The sequence below is a fragment of the Mesorhizobium sp. WSM4819 genome (assembly GCF_055811215.1).
In genome coordinates this window covers 144,601-159,046 of sequence record NZ_JBVVQO010000009.1, presented here as the reverse complement: position 1 = coordinate 159,046, position 14,446 = coordinate 144,601, and the positions used below count along the sequence as shown (strand labels likewise).

At 64.3% G+C, this 14,446-nt stretch carries 12 protein-coding genes and 1 riboswitch; of the genes, 5 read left to right on the top strand and 7 right to left on the bottom strand.

Annotated features, from left to right (window positions below):
* Positions 1–107: 107 nt before the first annotated feature.
* The 3 genes from thiQ to thiB form a co-directional block, all read right to left on the bottom strand.
* The gene (thiQ, locus tag AC0L18_RS11290; protein WP_473492235.1) at positions 108–878 is read right to left on the bottom strand and encodes a thiamine ABC transporter ATP-binding protein; all 771 of its coding nucleotides are present in this window, start codon (positions 876–878) and stop codon (positions 108–110) included.
* A complete protein-coding gene (gene thiP, locus AC0L18_RS11285) occupies positions 875–2,494 on the bottom strand; it encodes a thiamine/thiamine pyrophosphate ABC transporter permease (RefSeq protein ID WP_473492234.1) in 1,620 nt (539 codons plus the stop codon). Before thiP ends, thiQ begins: the two co-directional genes overlap by 4 nt.
* Positions 2,495–2,749: 255 nt before the next feature.
* Positions 2,750–3,763, bottom strand: a complete 1,014-nt coding sequence (gene thiB / locus AC0L18_RS11280; protein WP_473492232.1) for a thiamine ABC transporter substrate binding subunit — start codon at positions 3,761–3,763, stop codon at positions 2,750–2,752.
* Between the two features lie 43 nt (positions 3,764–3,806).
* Positions 3,807–3,920, bottom strand: a riboswitch (TPP riboswitch).
* Between the two features lie 101 nt (positions 3,921–4,021).
* Here thiB and AC0L18_RS11275 point away from each other — a divergent pair.
* From AC0L18_RS11275 to AC0L18_RS11260, 4 genes are all read left to right on the top strand, one after another.
* A complete protein-coding gene (locus tag AC0L18_RS11275) occupies positions 4,022–4,666 on the top strand; it encodes a thiamine diphosphokinase (protein WP_473492231.1) in 645 nt (214 codons plus the stop codon).
* Position 4,667: 1 nt separating this feature from the next.
* Entirely contained in the window at positions 4,668–6,488 is a 1,821-nt protein-coding gene (locus AC0L18_RS11270) for an ABC-F family ATP-binding cassette domain-containing protein (protein ID WP_473492230.1), read from the top strand.
* A 63-nt stretch (positions 6,489–6,551) separates the two neighbouring features.
* Positions 6,552–6,794 (top strand): type II toxin-antitoxin system CcdA family antitoxin, encoded by a 243-nt coding sequence (locus AC0L18_RS11265; protein ID WP_473492229.1) that lies wholly within the window; start codon positions 6,552–6,554, stop codon positions 6,792–6,794.
* The gene (locus AC0L18_RS11260) at positions 6,794–7,093 is read left to right on the top strand and encodes a CcdB family protein (protein ID WP_473492228.1); all 300 of its coding nucleotides are present in this window, start codon (positions 6,794–6,796) and stop codon (positions 7,091–7,093) included. Before AC0L18_RS11265 ends, AC0L18_RS11260 begins: the two co-directional genes overlap by 1 nt.
* Positions 7,094–7,119: 26 nt before the next feature.
* Here AC0L18_RS11260 and AC0L18_RS11255 read toward each other — a convergent pair whose 3' ends face one another.
* Both AC0L18_RS11255 and AC0L18_RS11250 read right to left on the bottom strand, forming a co-directional pair.
* Positions 7,120–8,754 carry a hypothetical protein gene (locus AC0L18_RS11255; protein WP_473492226.1) on the bottom strand — a complete coding sequence of 545 codons (1,635 nt, stop codon included), beginning with the start codon at positions 8,752–8,754 and terminating at the stop codon, positions 7,120–7,122.
* Between the two features lie 73 nt (positions 8,755–8,827).
* Positions 8,828–10,126, bottom strand: a complete 1,299-nt coding sequence (locus AC0L18_RS11250) for an adenylosuccinate synthase (protein ID WP_473492224.1) — start codon at positions 10,124–10,126, stop codon at positions 8,828–8,830.
* Between the two features lie 314 nt (positions 10,127–10,440).
* On the opposite strand from AC0L18_RS11250, the gene AC0L18_RS11245 reads away from it, so the two are divergent.
* Positions 10,441–11,331 carry a DMT family transporter gene (locus tag AC0L18_RS11245; RefSeq protein ID WP_473492223.1) on the top strand — a complete coding sequence of 297 codons (891 nt, stop codon included), beginning with the start codon at positions 10,441–10,443 and terminating at the stop codon, positions 11,329–11,331.
* Between the two features lie 107 nt (positions 11,332–11,438).
* Here AC0L18_RS11245 and serA read toward each other — a convergent pair whose 3' ends face one another.
* Together serA and AC0L18_RS11235 are read right to left on the bottom strand one after the other, a co-directional pair.
* Positions 11,439–13,037 carry a phosphoglycerate dehydrogenase gene (gene serA / locus AC0L18_RS11240; RefSeq protein WP_031255292.1) on the bottom strand — a complete coding sequence of 533 codons (1,599 nt, stop codon included), beginning with the start codon at positions 13,035–13,037 and terminating at the stop codon, positions 11,439–11,441.
* A 181-nt stretch (positions 13,038–13,218) separates the two neighbouring features.
* Positions 13,219–14,394: a phosphoserine transaminase gene (locus AC0L18_RS11235; RefSeq protein WP_473492222.1), complete on the bottom strand. Its 1,176-nt coding sequence runs from the start codon at positions 14,392–14,394 to the stop codon at positions 13,219–13,221.
* Positions 14,395–14,446 lie beyond the last annotated feature (52 nt).

Sequence of the window (14,446 nt, the reverse complement as noted above, 5' to 3'; positions counted from 1 at the left end):
TAGTGGCAAATCACAACCTATGCCGGACCAGTATCGGAGGACCTAGCCACACTACTTTGACCATGGCAAGCAAACGCCACATCGCCTGAAGCCGGTTTGGCCGTAAATTATGTCCGCTTCCGGGCAACATCTCGTGATCCTGCGCCAAACGGACCTGCACCGATATAGCGCCGAAAGGCTTCCGGTCCAGCCTTGGTAAAAAAATCGGCGACAGTCCCGGTTGCGGCAACCGTGCCATTGTCCAGGAACACCATGTCCTGGCCGATACGGTGGGCGTCCTCCGGCTGATGGGTGACGAACAGCACCGTCATGCGCCGCTCCGCATGGACGTCGGCTACCAGATCGAGCATGTCGTCGCGCAACGCCGGTCCGAGCGAGGCGAACGGTTCGTCGAGCAAGAGAACCGGCCGGTCGCGCACCAGGACGCGGGCGAGCGCGACGCGCTGCCGCTCGCCGCCGGAGAGTTCGCGCGGCAGGCGCTGTTGCTTGCCGGCAAGGCCGACGCGCTTGAGCGCCGCGGCGATTGCAGCGTGGTCGGCCTCGGTCAGCCTGAGCGATGGCGAGCGGCCAAGGCCGACATTTCGTTCGACCGAAAGATGGGCGAAGAGATTGTTTTCCTGGAACACCATCGACACGGGCCGCGCCGACGGCGGTTTGGCGCCGACATCGGCGCCGCCGATCAGCACGCGGCCCGATTGCGGCGTCTCGAAGCCGGCCACCAGGTTGAGCAGTGTCGATTTTCCCGAGCCGCTCGGCCCCATGATGGCGGTGATCTTCGAGGCGGCGAACTCGACATGGAATAAAAACGGCGCTTCGCCATAGCTGAACGAGGCCTTTTCCAGCCGCACAGCCGTACCGTTTTCGCTGTTGAGCGTCATGATCTTTCTCCCCGTCCCAGCCAGTCCGCGGCCAGGACAAGCGCGAGACAGACCAGGCCGAGCAGCAATGCCAGGCCGGCCGCGTCCATCGTGCGGTAGCTGCCCATGCGGGCCAGCAGGAGATAAGGCAGCGTCTGCAGGGAGTCGCTGCCAAACAGGGCAATGACGCCGAGATCGCCGAGCGACAAAGCCATCGCGAACGCGAAACCGGTGGCGAGCGGCTGCCGCAGCGACGGCCAGTCGACCAGCCGGAAACGGTTCCAGCCCGAAATGCCAAGCAGCAAACAGAGCCGTTCGTGGCGTTCGCTCGCCGCATCATAGCCGGGGCGAATGGCGCGGATGGCAAACGGCATCGCCATCACCGCATTGACGGCGACGACCATGACAGGGGCGATGGCAAAGACGTCGCTGACGGTCCGCAGGAGCAGGAACCAGCCGGCGCCGATGACGACGGGCGGCACGACGAGGACGAAGCCGGCGCCGGTATCCGTGGCGTATTCGAGCGGCGTCCTGGCGCCGACGCGACGCCTCAAGGCCAGCGCCCGGCGTGCCATGACCAGCGACAGCGACAGCGCCACTGCAAGCAGCGCCGCCAGCAAGGCGAGCACGGCGCTGGTCAGCGCCGCTTGCCGCACCGCGCTCTCGCCCGCCAGCCGGCCGAGATCGGCGCCAAGGCCTGACGTGACCGTGGCCGCCATCGGCCCGGCGACGAACAGCAAAGCGAGGATGATCAATGCTGCGTTCAGCACGGTCTCGGCGGCGCCGGCCGAAAGATAGCGGCGCGAAGCCACCGGCAGGTTGGCGTCGCCGACGGTATTGGCGCCGAGCCGCATCAATGCCAGCACGACGACGAAGGTCAGCGCGATCTGCAGCACTGTCAGCGTCACCGCGCGGGCAGGATCGAAATCGAAACGCAGCGCCTGGTAGATGGCGACCTCCAGCGTTGTCGCACGCGGCCCGCCGCCCAGCGTGAGTACGATGGTAAAGGATGTGATGCAGAGCATGAAGACAAGCCCGGCGACGCCCGGCAGCGCCGCGCGCAGCGTTGGCCATTCGATCAGCCGGAAGGCGGGCCTGGCGCCCATGCCGAGCTGGCTCGCCAGCCGCCACTGGTCGGCCGGCACTGTCGCAAGCGCTTCGAGGAACAGCCGCGTGGCCAGCGGCAGATTGAAGAAGACATGGGCGACGAGGATGCCGGACAGGCCGTATATGCCCGGCCAGCCCTGACCGCCGATCGCGCTGAGCACGCCGGCGAAATAGCCGGCACGGCCATAGAGTGCCAAAATCCCGAGTGCTGCGACGATGGCCGGCAGCGCGAGCGGCACGGCGAAGAGCTGCAGGATCAGGCCGCGACCGAAGAAGCGCGGATGCCGCGACAGCGCCCGCGCCACGAACAGCGCCGGCACGACGGAGAGCAGCGTCGACAGCAATGCCTGCCACAGCGTGAATCGGGCGACGCGGAAGAGGTAGGAATCGAAGGCCGACGCGGCGCCGGACGGATCGCGTGCGCCTTCGACGATGAGCCCGGCGAACGCGCCGCCGATCAGCAGCGCAACAGCGGCAAGCGCGATGGTGCCGGCGGTGATGCGGGGATCTCTACGATGGCCAGTGTGCATTCCGCGCTGCCCAACTTAACGGCGGGCGCTGAAAGATGGGATGTGGCTGAGGTCGAGTTCCCGGCCACCCCCTTCTGGCCTGCCGGCCATCTCCCCCACAAGAGGGGAGATTGGAAGCTTCACCCTCGCCTCAATCCTTCGACTGTTGCGATTGGCGAAAGCGGAAGTGACATCCGATCTCCCCCCTGGAGGGGGAGATGGCCGGCAGGCCAGAGGGGGGTGGCGTGGAGCGAACACCATGCAGAAATCTAAGTCCTACTTGCTCATCACCGACAGCCATTCGTCGACCCAGGCCTTGCGGTTGGCGGCGACCTCTTCGGGGCTGAAAAGCAACGTCTTGGTCGGCTTGACGAGCTTGTCGAAAGCCGGATTGAGCGGCTTCTCGGTCTTGCCGGCAGGGAACATCCAGTTGGTCTCGGGAATGACATCCTGGAATTTCGGCCCGGTCATGAAAGTCAGGAACTGTTGCGCAAACGGGTTCTTCGCACCTGATTTGGTGATGCCGGCAACCTCGATCTGCAGATACGCGCCCTCGTCGAAGGGCGCTGCCTGATAGCGTTGGGTGTTTTCGGCGACCATATGATAGGCCGGCGACGTGGTATAGGACAGCACCATCGGCGCCTCGCCCTTGGTGAACAGGCCGTAGGCCTCGCTCCAGCCCGGCGTCACGGTGAGCACCTTTGCCTTAAGCTTGGCCCAGGCTTCGGGCGCCTTGTCGCCATAAACCGACTTCACCCACAACAGCAGGCCGAGACCGGGCGTCGAGGTGCGCGGATCCTGAATGACGATCTTTTCATCGGCATTGCCCTCGACCAATTCCTTCAGGCTCTTCGGCGGCGTCTTCAGCTTTTCGGTGTCGTAGACGACGGCGAAATAACCATAGTCGAACGGCACGAAAATATCGTCGCTCCAGCCGCCCGGCACCTTGACGTGGATGACGGCACCATGCGGCGAAAACAGGCCGGTGGCCTTGGCTTCCGCCGTCAGATTGGTGTCGAGGCCGAGCACGATGTCGGCCTTGGTCGCGGCCCCTTCCAGCCTGACGCGGTTGAGCAGGGCGACGCCGTCGGCGACCGCGACGAATTCGAGAATACAGCCGCATTCGGCCTCGAACGCCTTCTTGACCGCCGGGCCTGGACCCCATTCGGCGGTGAAGCTCTCATAGGTATAGACGGTGAGTTTTTCCTGCGCGGATGCCGGCCCGGTGCCGGCGAGAACGGTCGCCGCGAGCAGCACTGCCGAAACAAGTGTGTATAACAACGTGCGCATCGGCGCCTCCTTCGTTGGCGTTGAAGGGAATTGAGGCGTCGGGTTGTCCGAAACGTCTAATCCCTCCGCCGGTACAAACCGGATCAGGTTCAGCGGGTTGGCCGGTTGCCTCTCAGCCGGTCCGCGAAGATCGCGTCCAGCACCCCGTTAGAGCGCTTCGACACATAGGCCCGGCCCATCTGCGGCGCAAGCGGAAGTTGCCGGGCATCCAGACCGCGGCCTTCCGTTTCGCAAGCAGGGCTGGTAAGGGCCACGCATATGAGCAAATTCACCATCCTGCTTGGCGGCGACCTTATCCGCACGCCGCTGCTCGATCGCCAGGTCGAAGGCACGCGTGTCATCGCCGCCGACGCCGGCATCAGCCATGCCCGGACTCTGCGCCTGACGCCGGAACTCTGGGTCGGCGACTTCGATTCGGTGCCGGCGGATTTGCCGGACGGGCTCGCCGCCGTGCCGCGCCAGGTGTTTCCGGCAGAAAAGGACAAGACCGACGGCGAACTGGCTATCGCCGCCGCGCTCGAACGCGGCGCGACCAGCCTCGTGCTCGCCGGCGCGTTCGGCGGCAAGCGCACCGACCACGCCTTCCTGCACCTGGCGCTCGGCGTCCGGCTGGCCGAGGCAGGGACAGAGGTGCTTTTGACCAGTGGCGCACAGGAAGGCGTGCCCTTGCTTCCCGGAAAGGCCGGCTTCGACTACGCCGACGGCACGCTGTTTTCGATTCTCGGCTTCTCCGACCTTGCCGGTCTGACCGTGACCGGCGCCAAATGGCCGCTGAACCATGTCGAGGTGGCGTTCGGCTCGTCGCTGACCATTTCCAACGAGGTCAAGGGCCGGCTCCAAGTCGCGCTGGGCAGCGGCCGCGCGCTGTTGCTCGCCCATCCATTCCCCCTACCTGAAAGCTGACATGGCGCCGCCGCTTCTCAATCTCGACGGGATAAAACTGACCTTCGGTGGCACGCCGCTGCTCGACGGGACGGAACTGACGGCGTCGGCGGGCGACAAGATCGCTCTGGTCGGCCGCAACGGCTCGGGCAAGTCGACGTTGCTGAAGATCGCTGCGGGATTGATCGAGCCGCAGGATGGCGAGGTGTTCCGCCAGCCTTCGGCAACAGTGCGCTACCTGCCGCAAATGCCCGACATGGATGGTTTCGCCAGCGTCCGCGCCTATGTCGAGGCGGGGCTCGGACCCGCCGACGATCCCTACCGCGCCACCTATCTGATGGAGCATCTCGGCCTGTCCGGCGAGGAACGGCCGAACGATCTCTCCGGCGGCGAAGCCCGCCGTGCTGCCCTGGCCCGCGTCATGGCGCCGGAGCCCGACATTCTCCTCCTCGATGAGCCGACCAACCATCTCGACCTGTCGGTCATCGAATGGCTGGAGGAGGAGCTTGCCCGCACCTCTTCGGCGCTGATCGTCATCTCGCACGACCGCCGCTTCCTCGAGCGCGTGTCGCGCGCCACCGTCTGGCTCGATGGTGGCCAGACCCGCAGGCTGGACAAGGGTTTTGGCCATTTCGAGGAATGGCGCGACACCGTGCTGGAAGAAGAAGAGCGCGAGCAGCACAAGCTTGGCCGCCAGATCGTGCGCGAGGAGCACTGGTTGCGCTATGGCGTGACGGCAAGGCGCAAGCGCAACATGCGCCGGCTTGGCGAACTGCAGACCATGCGCCAGCGCTTTCGCGGCCATCGCGGCGCCGAGGGTGCGGCGACCATGGTGGCCAGCGACGCCGCCGAATCCGGCAAGCTGGTGATCGAGGCCAGGAACATCGAGAAGAGCTTTGGCGACCTCACCGTGGTCAGGGGTTTCTCGACCCGCATCCAGCGCGGTGACCGCGTCGGCCTGGTCGGCCCGAACGGCGTCGGCAAGACGACGCTGCTGAAGATGCTGACCGGCGAATTGAAGCCGGACTCAGGCACGGTGCGACTCGGCACCAATCTGGAGATCGCCACGCTCGACCAGAAACGCGAGGCGGTCGACCCGCAAGAGACGCTGGCGCAGTATCTCACCGACGGCCGCGGCGAGAACCTTGTCATCAACGGCGAGCAGCGCCACGTCGTCTCCTACATGAAGGACTTCCTGTTCAAGCCGGAACAGGCGCGCACGCCGGTGCGCGAGCTTTCGGGCGGCGAGCGGGCGCGGCTGCTGCTCGCCCGTGTGCTGGCGCGGCCGGCAAATCTTTTGGTGCTGGACGAGCCGACCAACGATCTCGACATGGAGACGCTGGAACTGCTGCAGGAACTGGTCGCCGGTTTTGCCGGCACCGTCATTCTGGTCAGCCACGACCGCGATTTCCTCGACCGCACGGTGACCAGCCTGATCGCGCCGGAAGGCGGCGGCCGCTGGATCGAATATGCCGGCGGCTATTCCGACATGCTGGCTCAGCGCGGCGGCACCAGGCTGGACGACCGCAAGGCACGGCCGAAGGCCGAGACGAGTGAAGTGGCGGCGGCAGCCCGGACCGAGGCAACTGCGCCGAAGGGCCCGGCGAAAAAACTGTCGTTCAAACAGAAATTCGCGCTGGAATCGCTGCCCAAGAAGATCGACGCGGTGACCGCCTCGATATCACGGCTGGAGGACAATATCGCCGACCCGGCCTATTACGAGCGCGACCCGGCCTCATTCCAGAAGACCATCGCCGCGCTCGACAAGGAGCGCGCCACGCTGGCAGCGCTCGAAGAGGAATGGCTGGAACTTGAAATGCTGCGCGAGGAGATGGAGGGGTAGACGCTTCGCCGTTGCTCCACCACGACAATGCGCATACATTATGCGCATTCTGCGGAGATTATCATGCGAAAGATAGCTATGAATGCGGTTCGTCAGCCGGCAAATCTGTCGATCGACTCAAAGCTCATGAAGGAAGCCAAGGGACTCGATGTGAATGTCTCGCGCGCCGCCGAAGCCGGTATCGCAGAGGCGGTGGCTGCCGAAAGAGCCCGACTATGGAAACTTGAGAATCGCGCCACAATAGAAGCGTGGAACGAATACGTCGAAAAGCACGGTATTCCGTTGGAAGAACATCGGCAGTTCTGATGGCACGCTATGATGTCTTCGCGGGTCGGGTCGAAGGCAGCTATTTGCTGGACGTCCAATCCGACCTGCTCGACGATTTTAGAACACGGGTGGTGATCCCGCTGCTTCCGACAACAATGACGCCGCCGCCGATGCGAAAGCTCCATCCCCTCATCGAGATCAATGGGCGAAAATTGGTTGTGGCCACCCATCTGATCGCCACGGTTCCGGCAAAGGAATTGGGCGAAAGTCGACTGAATATCTCCAAGCATCACGACGACATCGTGGCCGCGCTCGACATGCTGTTCCAGGGCTTCTGAGCCGAAGGGAGGCTGGTGAGCCGGCCTCAGCCCGCCTCTTTTGTTTGCCAAGCCTTCAGCGCCTCGTCGAACACCTTCTCGCCGGGAATGCCCTTTTCCATGGTGAGCAGCGCCCGCCGTCCGGTCTTATAGACGACCGGCACGTCGATCCATTTCTGGCCCCGCAGCAGGGTCAGATTGGCGTCTTCGTCCGGCTTTGTGTCGTTGAGAGCGACCAGGAAGAAGCCGTCGGCGATCTTGGCCGGGATGCCGATCAGTGGACTGCCGGCATCCTGTTCAGAGCCCTTCATGGCGACGCGCAGGATGTTGTCGACACCGCCGCCGTCGAAACCATCGGGCGTCAGGAAAATCATCTCGATGATGTGGCTGGCCGGCAGCGTCTGGTCGGTGTTGCGGCGGATGGTCATGCGCAACTGCACGTCCTTGCCCGGAATGCTCGCCTCGGCGCGGATTGCCGGCTCGGGCGGCAGGTTGCCGCCGGGCGATTCCTGCACCAGCGACCAGACGATGCTGCCGGGCTCGGCCGAGCCTTGCGCGGTGCTGGTGCGCTCCTCGTAGAAGATCGCCTTCTGGCCGACCGCCAGTGCGGATTCCGCAGGCGCGGCTGTCGGTGCAGCACCCGGCGCGGCACCCGGGGCCGGCGCTGCCGGCGCGGCTGCGCTATCGGTCGGCGCCGCAGGCGCCGGCGTGGCGGCATCGGCAGGCGGTGTTGCGGGGGCCGCGCCCGGTGCGGGCACAGTCGTGGCTGGCGTGCCGGCAGGCGCTGCAGGCGCAGGTGCGGCCGGCGGCGGCGTGGTCAGTGCTGCGACGGATTCGCCCTCTCCGATGCCACTTTGTCCTGAAGCGGGGCCGGGATCGACCTCACCGCCCTCAGGTGTCAGCCGCTGGGTGAACTTTGTGCCCTCGGCATCGGCTGGAGCCGCTGCGGCCGGGGCCCTTGCCGCAGCATCGGCAGCCGGCCGCTCGGCCGGGCTCGGCTTCACCAGCGGTTCTACGGTTGCGACCGTCGTGCTGTTGAGACCCAGCATGTTGCTGAACGCGTCCTTGTTCAGCCAGATGCCGTAGCCGCCGCCCGCGATGACGAGCAAGGCGACGACAGCGGCGATCAGCCCGCCATAGCTGCGCCTGCGCTCGGCAGGATGCTGAAAAGTGTCCGGCGCCGGCTCCTCGTCGTTGGGGAAGACATCGTCTCTAAAGCTATCGCTGTTCTCGTACGCCGCTGGAAGATCCGCGTCCGAAGGCTCCGCATCGGTGCCCTCTGGAGGCGGTTTTTGCCAATTCAGCGAGGTTTTGGCGGCAGGTGCCGGCTGCCATTCCGGCTCGGCCTTGGCCGGCTGCCATGCCGGCTCGGCCTTTGCCGGCTGTCGGACATGGCTGGGTTGGTTCTTGTTGCGGTCAATGGAGGAGAAGATGTCCTCCAACTCCGACAGCGGATCGGATACCGGCGCAGGCTTGGCGTAGCCCCGCTCGACGATGGCGATGGCATCTTCCAGGGTGCGCTTATGCTGGGCAACGACCGACGGCGCCAGCGGCGGTATGTTCTTCGCCAGCTTGTCCGCGATTGTCGAACGGGCTTTGTCATAGACCCTGGCGCGTATCTCCGGCGTCGGATTTCCAAGGCCGTCGAGCGTCTTTTTCAGAGCACCAACAAAATCTGCCATGCTTCAGTCGACCTGCATTTCGTTTCTGGGCCGGCCCCTGCAATCGGCCGCGATGCCCGGAACAGCTTGGAATCTAGTCTTGAAACGGATCGGTCACAAGTATTGTGTCGTCCCGTTCAGGGCTGGTGGAAAGGAGTGCGACCGGCGCGCCGATCAGTTCCTCGATGTGACGGACATATTTGACTGCCTGGGCCGGCAGATCGTTCCAGCTTCTGGCGCCGGCGCTGGTGCCTTTCCAGCCCTCCAGCGTCTCGTAGATCGGTTCGACGCGCGCCTGCGCACCCTGGCTGGCCGGCAGATAATCGATCGCCTCGCCATCGAGGCGGTAGCCGGTGCAGACCTTGATCTCGTCCAGGCCGTCGAGCACGTCGAGCTTGGTCAGGGCGATGCCCTTGATGCCGTTTACGGCGACGGCTTGGCGAACCAGCACGGCATCGAACCAGCCGCAGCGGCGCTTGCGGCCGGTGACGACGCCGAACTCGTGGCCGCGCGTGCCCAGGAACTCGCCGATCTCGTTCTTCTGTTCGGTCGGGAACGGACCTTCGCCGACACGCGTCGTATAGGCCTTGGTGATGCCGAGCACATAACCGATGGCACCCGGGCCGACGCCGGATCCGGCGGCCGCTTGACCGGCTACCGTGTTGGACGAGGTGACGAACGGATAGGTGCCGTGGTCGATGTCGAGCAGCGTGCCCTGCGCGCCCTCGAACAGGATGCGTTCGCCGGCGCGGCGCTTGTCGTCGAGGATCTTCCAGACGCGGTCCATATAGGGCAGGATCTCGTCGGCGACCGAAATCAGCTCACTCATGATCGCCTCATGCGTGACTTCGGCGTGGCCGAGCCCGCGGCGCAGCGCATTGTGATGCGTCAGCAGCCTGTCGACCTTCAAGGGCAGCGTTTCCAAATCCGCCAAATCCATCACCCTGACCGCGCGCCGGCCCACCTTATCCTCATAAGCGGGGCCGATGCCGCGACGGGTCGTGCCGATTTTCGTTCCCGAATTGGAGGCGGCGTCTTCGCGGAATCCGTCCAGCTCCCGGTGCAAGGACAGGATAAGCGCGGTGTTTTCGGCTATTTTCAGGCGCTCCGGCGTCACCTCGACGCCTTGCGCCTTCAATTTCGTCACCTCGGCTACGAAGGCATGCGGATCGAAGACGACGCCATTGCCGATGATGGACAGCTTGCCTTGCCGCACCACGCCGGACGGCAGCAGCGACAGCTTGTAGACCTTGCCGTCGACGACCAGCGTATGGCCGGCATTGTGGCCGCCCTGGAAGCGCACGACGACGTCGGCGCGTTCTGACAGCCAGTCAACGATCTTGCCTTTGCCCTCGTCGCCCCATTGCGAGCCGACGACCACCACATTGGCCATGTTTCTTTTCCCTTGAGGCGCCGCTCCGAGCGGCTTGAATGGTTCGAAACGACAGGCTTCTATCGCATCGGCCAGAAAATCGGAATCGATTTTCGGAAAGCACGACGCGAACGTTCAAAGCCTTGAGACTCGTACTTTTGCGCGTCCAAGTGGACGTACGTCGTTCTATAACGTCAACACCCGGCGAGCGCGACCATTCTTTGCCGCCGAAAGCGCCCTCAGGCACAACAATTTTCGCCTTTGACATCATTTACTTGGGCGAACCACCACAATAGGTCGGCAATGACCCTGCCCACCCCGGCTGGAATTTCGCGATGCATCGAACCGCCTATCTGTTCCTGCTGTCCACCACCTTGCTGTGGGGCGGCAACTCCGTGGCCGGCAAACTGGCAGTCGATCATATTTCGCCGATGACGCTGGTCTTCCTGCGCTGGGTTCTGGCCGTTCTGATCTTGCTGCCGATCGGCTGGCGAACGCTGCGCGAGGACTGGCCGGTGGTGCGCAGGCATTGGTTGCTGCTTGGCGGGCTCGGCGCTTGCGGCTTCACCTTTTTCAACGCGATCTTCTACACGGCGCTCAACTACACGACGGCGATCAACGTCTCGATCGAGCAGGCGGCAATCCCGGTCGTCATCATCCTCGCCAATTTCGTGCTGTTTCGCCTGCGTGTGAACCGGGTGCAGATCGCCGGCGTCGCGCTGACGATCATCGGCGTCGCCCTGACCGCCAGCCACGGCGATCTGCGCCAGCTCCTCAAGCTGGATCTTAACTTCGGTGACGCCATCATGCTGATCGCGGTGCTTTGCTACAGCTTCTACTCGGTCGGGTTGCGGCTGAAGCCGGCCATACGCTGGCAAAGCCTGATGCTGGCGCTGTCGATTGCCGCACTGGTCACCTCGCTACCTTTCTTGCTGTGGGAGGTGGCTGCCGGCAAGGTCATCGTCCCCGATGCGCGCGGCTGGGCGATAGCGTTCTACACTGCGATCGGCGCTTCGGTCGTCTCGCAGATTTTTTATATCAGGGGCAACGAACTGATCGGCGCCAACCGGGCCGGCCTGTTCATCAACCTGGTGCCGATCTTCGGCACGCTGCTGTCGGTGCTGATCGTCGGTGAGACATTCCAGCTCTATCAGGGCGTCGCCCTCGTGCTGGTGCTCGGCGGCATCAGCCTGGCCGAATACAGCGGACGGAAAATGGCGATTTGACAGCCGGAAACCTGTGACGGGCCGTGAAAGAACTCTGTCGATATTTCGACGCCATTGTCGAAACGCCCCGTGGGCTTACAAAGCCCGCGGGGCGCCTCGCGCATGATTCAGGCGACGCCGACGTCGAAATGCAGCCGCTTGGCGGAGTCGATCGACTTGTGCGCCCGCACCTGTTCCAGCACCTTCTCCGGGAACGGCGCATCGAGATAAAGCAGCGCGATGGCATCGCCGCCAGGCCGGTTGCGGCCGAGCTGGAAGTTGGCGATGTTGACGCCGTTCTCGCCACAGACCGTGCCGAGCAGGCCGATGATGCCGGGCGCATCGGCATTGGTCGTGTACAGCATGTGCTGACCGACCTCGGCGTCGAGGTTGATGCCCTTGATCTGGATGAAGCGCGGCTTGCCGTCCGAGAAGCAGGTGCCGGCGATCGCACGCGTCTTGTGCTCGGTCTTGACCGTCAGCTTGATATAGCCGTCGAACACGCCCGATTTGTCGCGCTTGACCTCGGCGACGATGATGCCGCGCTCCTTGACCATGATCGGCGCCGAAACCATGTTGACGTCGGAGACCTGCGGCCGGATCAGCCCGGCAAGTGTGGCGCTGATCAGCGCGCGCGTGTTCATCGTCGCGGTCGAGCCGTCGAACAGGATCTCGACCTCCTTGATCGGATCCTCGGTGACCTGGCCGACAAAGGCGCCGAGCACTTCGGCCAGCTTGACGAAGGGTTTTAGGCGCGGCGCTTCCTCGGCGGTGATCGACGGCATGTTGATGGCGTTGGAAACGGCGCCCTTGATCAGGTAGTCGGCCATCTGCTCGGCGACCTGCAGAGCGACGTTCTCCTGCGCCTCCATCGTCGATGCGCCGAGATGCGGCGTCGCCACCACATTCTCCATGCCGAACAGCTCGCTTTTCTCCGCCGGCTCGACCTCGAACACGTCGATGCCGGCGCCTGCCACCTTGCCGCTTTTCAACGCCGCGATCAGGTCGGCCTCGACGATCAGCCCGCCACGGGCGCAGTTGATGATGCGCACGCCGGTCTTCATTTTGGCGATCGCCGAAGCGTCGATGATGTTGCGCGTCTTGTCGGTCAAGGGCGTGTGCAGGGTGATGAAATCGGCGCGGGCGAACAGCTCGTCGAGTTCCACCTTCTCGACGCCGAGCTCCTCGGCGCGACTGTCCGACAGGAACGGATCGAAGGCGATGACGTGCATCTTCAGGCCAACGCCGCGCGTAGCGACGATCGAGCCGATATTGCCGCAGCCGATGATGCCCAGCGTCTTGCCGGTGATCTCGGTGCCCATGAAGCGGTTCTTTTCCCACTTGCCGGCATGGGTCGAGGCATTGGCTTCCGGTATCTGGCGGGCCAGCGCGAAGATCATGGCGACGGCATGCTCGGCGGTGGTGATCGAATTGCCGAAGGGCGTGTTCATCACGATGATGCCCTTGCGGCTCGCCGCTGGGATGTCGACATTGTCGACGCCGATGCCGGCGCGGCCGACCACCTTGAGCCTTGTGGCGGCGTCGATCAGCTTTTCGGTGACTTTGGTCGCCGAACGGATGGCGAGGCCGTCATACTGGCCGATCACTTCGAGCAGCTTTTCCTTGTCCTTGCCGAGATCGGGCAGGTAGTCGACCTCGATGCCGCGATCCCTGAAGATCTGCACGGCGGTGGTGGAGAGTTTGTCTGAGACGAGAACGCGGGGCATGGGCTTCATCCTTTGCGATTGGCGCCCCTCCCCTGACGGGAGGGTCGGCGCGAAGTGCCGGGGTGGGGTGGTTGCGGCCGGGCGTGGCCGAAATCTTTTTCTTCTGGACGGCGGACCGTTGAGTTGGGTGGAGGCGACCCCACCCGGCCCTTCGGGCCACCCTCCCCTCGAAGGGGAGGGATCAGGCGGCCGCCTTGAGCGACGCCTTTTGCGCGGCAAAGGCCCAGTCGAGCCACGGCAGCAGCGCTTCGAGGTCGGAAGTCTCGACGGTCGCGCCGCACCAGATGCGCAGGCCCGGCGGCGCATCGCGATAGGCGCCGATATCGTAGGCGACGCCTTCCTTGTCGAGCGCCGAGACGATGCCCTTGGCGAACGCCGCTTGTCCGTCGGCATCGAGCGCGGCGACGTCCTGGTCGGTGAAGGAAAGACAGACGGACGTGTTCGATCGCGTCGCCGGGTCGGTGGCCAGATGGCCGAGCCATGCGGATTTGCCGACGAAACCGTCGATAATGGCGGCGTTGGCGTCGGCGCGGGCAATCAATGCGTCGAGACCGCCGATCGACTTCGCCCAACGCAGCGCGTCGAGATAATCCTCGACGCACAGCATCGACGGCGTGTTGATGGTTTCGCCCTTGAAAATGCCTTCGATGAGCTTGCCGCCCGAGGTGAGGCGAAAGATTTTCGGCAGCGGCCAGCCAGGCTTGTAGCTTTCCAGCCGCTCGACGGCGCGCGGGCTGAGGATCAGCATGCCATGCGCACCTTCGCCGCCCAGCACCTTCTGCCAGGAGAAGGTGACGACGTCGAGCTTGCCAAAATCGAGCTCTTGCGCAAAGGCCGCCGACGTGGCGTCGCAGATGGTCAGGCCCTTGCGGGCGGCCGGGATGAAATCGCCGTTCGGCACGCGCACGCCTGAGGTCGTGCCGTTCCAGGTGAAGACCACGTCGCGGTCGAAGTCGATTTTTGTCAGATCCGGCAACGCACCGTAGCCGGCTTCGATCCTGCGCACGTCGGCGAGCTTCAGCTGCTTGACCACATCGGTGACCCAGCCGGAACCGAAACTCTCCCAGGCGACCATGTCGACGCCGCGTTCGCCGAGCAGCGACCACAGCGCCATCTCGACGGCGCCGGTGTCCGACGCCGGCACGATGCCGATGCGATAATCCGCCGGAATTTGGAGAATTTCCCGCGTCAGCTCGATCGCCTGTTCGAGCTTGGTCTTGCCGATCTTGGCGCGGTGCGAGCGTCCGAGCGCGGCATTGGCCAGCGCCTCGACTGACCAGCCGGGGCGTTTTGCACAGGGACCTGAGGAAAAATTGGGATTTGCCGGGCGCAGTCCGGGCTTCGTATGGATCGTCATCGTGGTCTATCCTTCCAGATAGTGGCCCCTCGTTGGGGAGGGGTGGCCCACA

Coding starts and splice junctions, on each gene's coding strand:
- AC0L18_RS11275 (WP_473492231.1), top strand. CDS start 4,022: ATGAGCAAATTCACCATCCTGCTTGGCGGCGACCTTATCCGCACGCCG.
- AC0L18_RS11255 (WP_473492226.1), bottom strand. CDS start 8,754: ATGGCAGATTTTGTTGGTGCTCTGAAAAAGACGCTCGACGGCCTTGGA.
- AC0L18_RS11260 (WP_473492228.1), top strand. CDS start 6,794: ATGGCACGCTATGATGTCTTCGCGGGTCGGGTCGAAGGCAGCTATTTG.
- AC0L18_RS11245 (WP_473492223.1), top strand. CDS start 10,441: ATGCATCGAACCGCCTATCTGTTCCTGCTGTCCACCACCTTGCTGTGG.
- thiP (WP_473492234.1), bottom strand. CDS start 2,494: ATGCACACTGGCCATCGTAGAGATCCCCGCATCACCGCCGGCACCATC.
- serA (WP_031255292.1), bottom strand. CDS start 13,037: ATGCCCCGCGTTCTCGTCTCAGACAAACTCTCCACCACCGCCGTGCAG.
- AC0L18_RS11265 (WP_473492229.1), top strand. CDS start 6,552: ATGCGAAAGATAGCTATGAATGCGGTTCGTCAGCCGGCAAATCTGTCG.
- thiQ (WP_473492235.1), bottom strand. CDS start 878: ATGACGCTCAACAGCGAAAACGGTACGGCTGTGCGGCTGGAAAAGGCC.
- thiB (WP_473492232.1), bottom strand. CDS start 3,763: ATGCGCACGTTGTTATACACACTTGTTTCGGCAGTGCTGCTCGCGGCG.
- AC0L18_RS11250 (WP_473492224.1), bottom strand. CDS start 10,126: ATGGCCAATGTGGTGGTCGTCGGCTCGCAATGGGGCGACGAGGGCAAA.
- AC0L18_RS11270 (WP_473492230.1), top strand. CDS start 4,668: ATGGCGCCGCCGCTTCTCAATCTCGACGGGATAAAACTGACCTTCGGT.
- AC0L18_RS11235 (WP_473492222.1), bottom strand. CDS start 14,394: ATGACGATCCATACGAAGCCCGGACTGCGCCCGGCAAATCCCAATTTT.